The organism is Streptomyces sp. 8L (genome assembly GCF_020176795.1).
Classification (GTDB): Bacteria; Actinomycetota; Actinomycetes; order Streptomycetales; family Streptomycetaceae; genus Streptomyces.
On record NZ_JAIUKE010000698.1, the window covers coordinates 1 to 4,306 of the forward strand.

The window sequence follows — 4,306 nt, forward strand, 5'->3', positions numbered from 1 at the left end:
CGACCCACCGGCCCGGCACCCAGAGCCCCCGCTCCCGCCGCGTCGCCGGCGCCAGGCCGCAAAACCGTCCGCGCGTGGCGGCCAACCAGCCCCCGCCGGCGTCGGCGCACCAGCAGCGTCTCCGGCAGCGGCTCGATCGCGCGTCGCGTCACCGCACCCCGCCCCGGCGGCCGTCGTGAAGCGGAAGACCAGGATGAGGCTGGCCGTCGGCGCGGCCGGCCTCATCCTCCTGGCCCTCGCTGTCAGTTCGGCCGTCGCCGCCCACCTCTCCGCCCTGGCACAGACCGACTCCCAGAACGCCGCGTCGTCCTGCCCCGCCAGTGAGCAGGGCAGCGAGGCGGTCGACGCCGCACAAGTCACCCAGCAGGTCCGCGCCGTCCTCGCCGGCAGCACCGCCACCATCCACGTGCCCGGGCTCTCCGACGCCGAGCAGGTCACCAATGCGAAGACCATCGTCGCGACCGGCGCGCAGCTGCACGTGCCGGCCCGCGGCCAGGTGATCGCCCTGGCCACCGCTCTCCAGGAATCCACCCTGCACAACCGCGCCGGCGGAGACCGCGACTCGCTGGGCCTGTTCCAGCAGCGCCCCTCCCAGGGCTGGGGGAGCGCCGCGCAGATCCTCGACCCCGTGTACGCGAGCACCCGCTTCTACCGAGCCCTCCTGTCCGTACGCGGCTGGCAGACGATGCCCCTCTCCCAGGCCGCACAGACGGTGCAGAAGTCGGGCACCCCCGACGCGTACGCCAAGCACGAAGCCCTCGCAACCGCTCTCCAGCGCGCCATCGCGCCCACCCTCGGAGCCGGCGCCGCCGGCCGAACCGCGGACCTGAACTCACCGCCGGCCACCGTCGGCATCTCCACGGCCTGCGGCATGCCGAGCGTCTCGACGTACAGCTCGACCCCCGCTGGAACTGTCCCTGCGGGCTACCACCTCCCCGCCGACGCACCAGCCCAGGTTCGCACCGCCATCCAGTGGGCCCTGGGCCAACTGGCCACGCCCTACCAGTGGGGCGGCAGCTGCACCAACCCCCACGGCAACAACCCGCGCGACCGCTGCGACTGCTCCTCCCTGGTCCAACGGGCCTACGGCGTGGCCGGCATCCAGCTCACCCGCACCACCTACACGCAGATCCGCGACGGCCGCGCGGTCCCGCTCACTGCGCTCAAGGCCGGAGACCTCGTCTTCACGGAGGGCAGCGCGGCCCGCCCCGAGCACGTCGCCCTCTACATGGGTGACGGCCTGGTCGTCCAAGCACCGCACACCGGAGCCGTCGTCGATGTCGTCAAGATCACCGCGAACGGGACCGTGCTGGCAGCTCGACGGGTTGTGTGACCCTTGCGAAGCCGCTGTGCCTATTCGGGCGCAGGCTTCGGAGACTGGACAGCCCTCTTGACCTGCGTGAAGCCCGGCGGATTGGTGACCACTCGGGGTCGGCAGCAAGATCGTTCTGTGCCGCCTGGGCAGTGCGTGTGCGCTGTAGGTGCCAGCGCTGCTCTGCATAGTGGGTGCGGTCCCGTATCCGCCGGGCCCACAGAAACGGTATGGCGTGGAGCGTCGACAGCGTGGACTCGGTGGCCAGGTTCACTCTTTCGGGTAGGGATTGGCTGCCTGGTGTTGGCCCGACCTCATTGAAAACCGGGTCGGTGGCAGTTAGGGCGCACCGGCATCCAAATCACCGCCTCGCCGTGGGCGTAGGCCGCCAGGCGCGGCGCGACAGCGCCCCTGCCCCCGCACTCAGGTGCCGGGAGCACGGCATTGCCGCGCGGTCCCGTACCCGCCGGGACTTCGGAAGCAGGCACTTACGCAGATGGCCGTCACCGTTGGCTCAAGGCCCCGAATCGTCGGGCGAATGGGTCCACCCGCGGCGGCCCCTGGCGGAGGGCATCGCTGCACCGCCGAGGAGTGGGACGTGCTGTGGCGCCGCCCCACGCTCGACGCGGATCGCATCACCGCATACCTGGAGCAGTGGGAAGACCGTCTGGACCTCTTCCACCCCGAGCAGCCCGCGTTCCAGTGCGGCGAGTTGAACACCTACAACCGCGGCCCGGAGGCGCTGCACCCCTCCTCCCTGGGCGGCGAGACCGCGCAGTGGTTCACGCACGCCCTCGTGACCGGAGTAGCCCCGTGGACGGCGGCCGCAGCGGCGCGCAACCTGCTCTGTCTGCTGGCCTATGACGTCGCGGGCATCAAGGGCGCCGCGGCGGGTGACCCGCGGGCCCGCAGCAACAAGGTGTACGGCGCGAAGGTCGGCCCGGTCGCGAACGGCACCCACCTGCACCTGGAAGTCACGGGAGGCACGCTCAAGGACACGCTGATGCTGTCCGTGCCGCCCGCCCGCCGCGCCGTGGAGGACCGGCCGGTCTGGGAGCGTGAGAGTCCGCCCGCCGCCGTCCGCGATCGCCGGCCCACCGGCCGCCTCGACATCATGACCTGGCCCTCCCGACGCATCCGGCTCCACGCTGACGAGGACGGCCGCGTCGACCGCCTCGCAGTGCACGACGGCGACCGCTTCGAAGGCGACACGTGGACGGCGCAGCGGCGCCACGATCCGATGACCGCGTGGACCCGGACCGCGAAAAACGCCACGGTCCCCCTCGTCATCGTCTCCGACCGGTACTGGAATCAGCCGTGGGCCCCGGCCGTCCTCCTGCACGAGGACAACAGAAGCAAGAACGCGCTGATCGAGCATGTCCTCGCCATCGCCGAACGCGGCGTCCTGGACGACGACACCCCGCTGCGCGTGATCACCAGCTGCGTCCTCCATGCCAACCGCCACCGTTCGAACATCCAAGACATTCCCATGCTCGACATTCCCTACGGCGACATCCGCCTGCTCGCCGACAGCGCCGGACGCGCCGCATTCGCTCAGGCTGCCCGCTACACCTACGCCATCCAGAGCAAGCTCATCACCACCGCAGTGGCCACCACGGGCCGTCCCGCCCAGCTGGTAGCCCAGCGCCTGGAGTTCACCGACTTGGCCGACGGGTGGGAAGCCGTCACACGCGGTTTCACAGAAAGCCGAGAGGAAGCGAGGAAGCTGTGGGAGGTCACGCTGCGCGACGAAGCCGAGCGCCTCCTCACCGCCTTCCCCTCCCCGCTCCTGGGCAAGGCCCCGATCCTCCAAAAGGTCTTCGCCCGCACCCACGTGCCGTCCGTCACCGACGGCACCGACCACAGCGACAAGCCGGCCAAACGCCACGCCGGCGGCCGTCCAGCCCCGACCTACACCGCCTTCGGCCACCAGTACACGCTCAGGCAGCTCTCCGCCCTTCCGCAGTGCGTGGTATCGCTGCCCACGCTGAGCAAACGTGTCGCGGAGGGATGGGACGTCGAACAGGCCGCCACCACCCCGGCCCGTCAGCCCCGGCCCGGCAGCTGACCTCCCCGCCCAGCGCAGTCCGCGCTGGCCCAGTGCTGGCCGGAGTGGCTACCGTCAGCCGATGCGGCTCCGGTCGGCGCAGTGGGCGCCCCTGACCTGCGTGACCTCGGATGCCTTCCGGGACGCGGAAATCAGGGGCGCCTTCGGTTTGAAGGTATGGCGCACGCCGGGGTCCTGCGGTGCGGGACCATGTGCCCCATGCCCCATATCGTGTGGACCCTGCTGGTGGCCGCCGCCACTGCCGTGGTGGCCGCCCTCGCGACCGGACTGTTCGTCACCCCCCGCATGGAGGCCCGCAAGAAGCGGCTGGGGGACGTCCACGCCGCCCGCGACGCGTTCAGCGCGCACATGACCCGTATCGCTTCGGTGTGCGCCCTGCTCCAGCAGATCCAGCTCCCCGCCGAGAACGAGCCGGGCTGGACGCCCTTCATGCGGGAACGCCTCGCGGGCGAGCGGGAGCGCTGGTGGCAGCAGCTCGACGACTCCACCCGGTGACTGATCGACAACGCCGGTACATACGCGGGCAGTTGGACCCCGCGCTCCCTCATCCAGTTCGCTGTTCAGTACGCCGTCAACGCCCGCATGGTGGTGCTGTCCGAACGGGAAGAGGCCACGAAGGTGGAGATCCTGCTTGCGCTGACCCTGCCGGTCCAGCGCCAGTTCTTCGGTTGGCCCTGGCCCCGGGCACGTCACGCCGTCGCCGACCGCCAGTCGTTCACCAGGACGCTCGCCCTCATCAGCGGCGAGCCCAGCATCCCGTAGCCCACCGGAGGGGGTGTGCGGCTAAGCCGGCGCGCCCCATCCGCGCAGCCACGGCTCGGCAGCAAGGGCGTCGTTGAGCGCCGGCGGGGTCTCCCCCTGAGTGGTGGACACGCTGATACTGGATCTGCTTGATCCGGAGGAAGCGAGAAGACCGCCGATGGCGA

Annotated in this window: 4 protein-coding genes; all 4 read left to right on the top strand. The window is 70.9% G+C overall.

The window, feature by feature from the left end; all coding sequences use genetic code 11:
* Nucleotides 1-193 precede the first annotated feature (193 nt).
* The 4 genes from LCE31_RS37360 to LCE31_RS37375 all read left to right on the top strand — a co-directional run bounded on the left by LCE31_RS37360 (nt 194) and on the right by LCE31_RS37375 (nt 4,142).
* Complete coding sequence (locus LCE31_RS37360) at nt 194-1,333, top strand: C40 family peptidase (RefSeq protein ID WP_225022525.1); 1,140 nt, start codon at nt 194-196, stop codon at nt 1,331-1,333.
* Nucleotides 1,334-1,850: 517 nt separating this feature from the next.
* Nucleotides 1,851-3,380, top strand: a complete 1,530-nt coding sequence (casA, locus tag LCE31_RS37365; protein ID WP_225022527.1) for a type I-E CRISPR-associated protein Cse1/CasA — start codon at nt 1,851-1,853, stop codon at nt 3,378-3,380.
* Nucleotides 3,381-3,578: 198 nt separating this feature from the next.
* Nucleotides 3,579-3,875 carry a hypothetical protein gene (locus LCE31_RS37370; RefSeq protein ID WP_225022529.1) on the top strand — a complete coding sequence of 99 codons (297 nt, stop codon included), beginning with the start codon at nt 3,579-3,581 and terminating at the stop codon, nt 3,873-3,875.
* Nucleotides 3,876-3,962: 87 nt separating this feature from the next.
* On the top strand, nt 3,963-4,142 hold the full coding sequence (locus LCE31_RS37375) for a hypothetical protein (protein ID WP_225022531.1): 180 nt from the start codon (nt 3,963-3,965) through the stop codon (nt 4,140-4,142).
* The last annotated feature ends 164 nt before the right edge of the window (nt 4,143-4,306 follow it).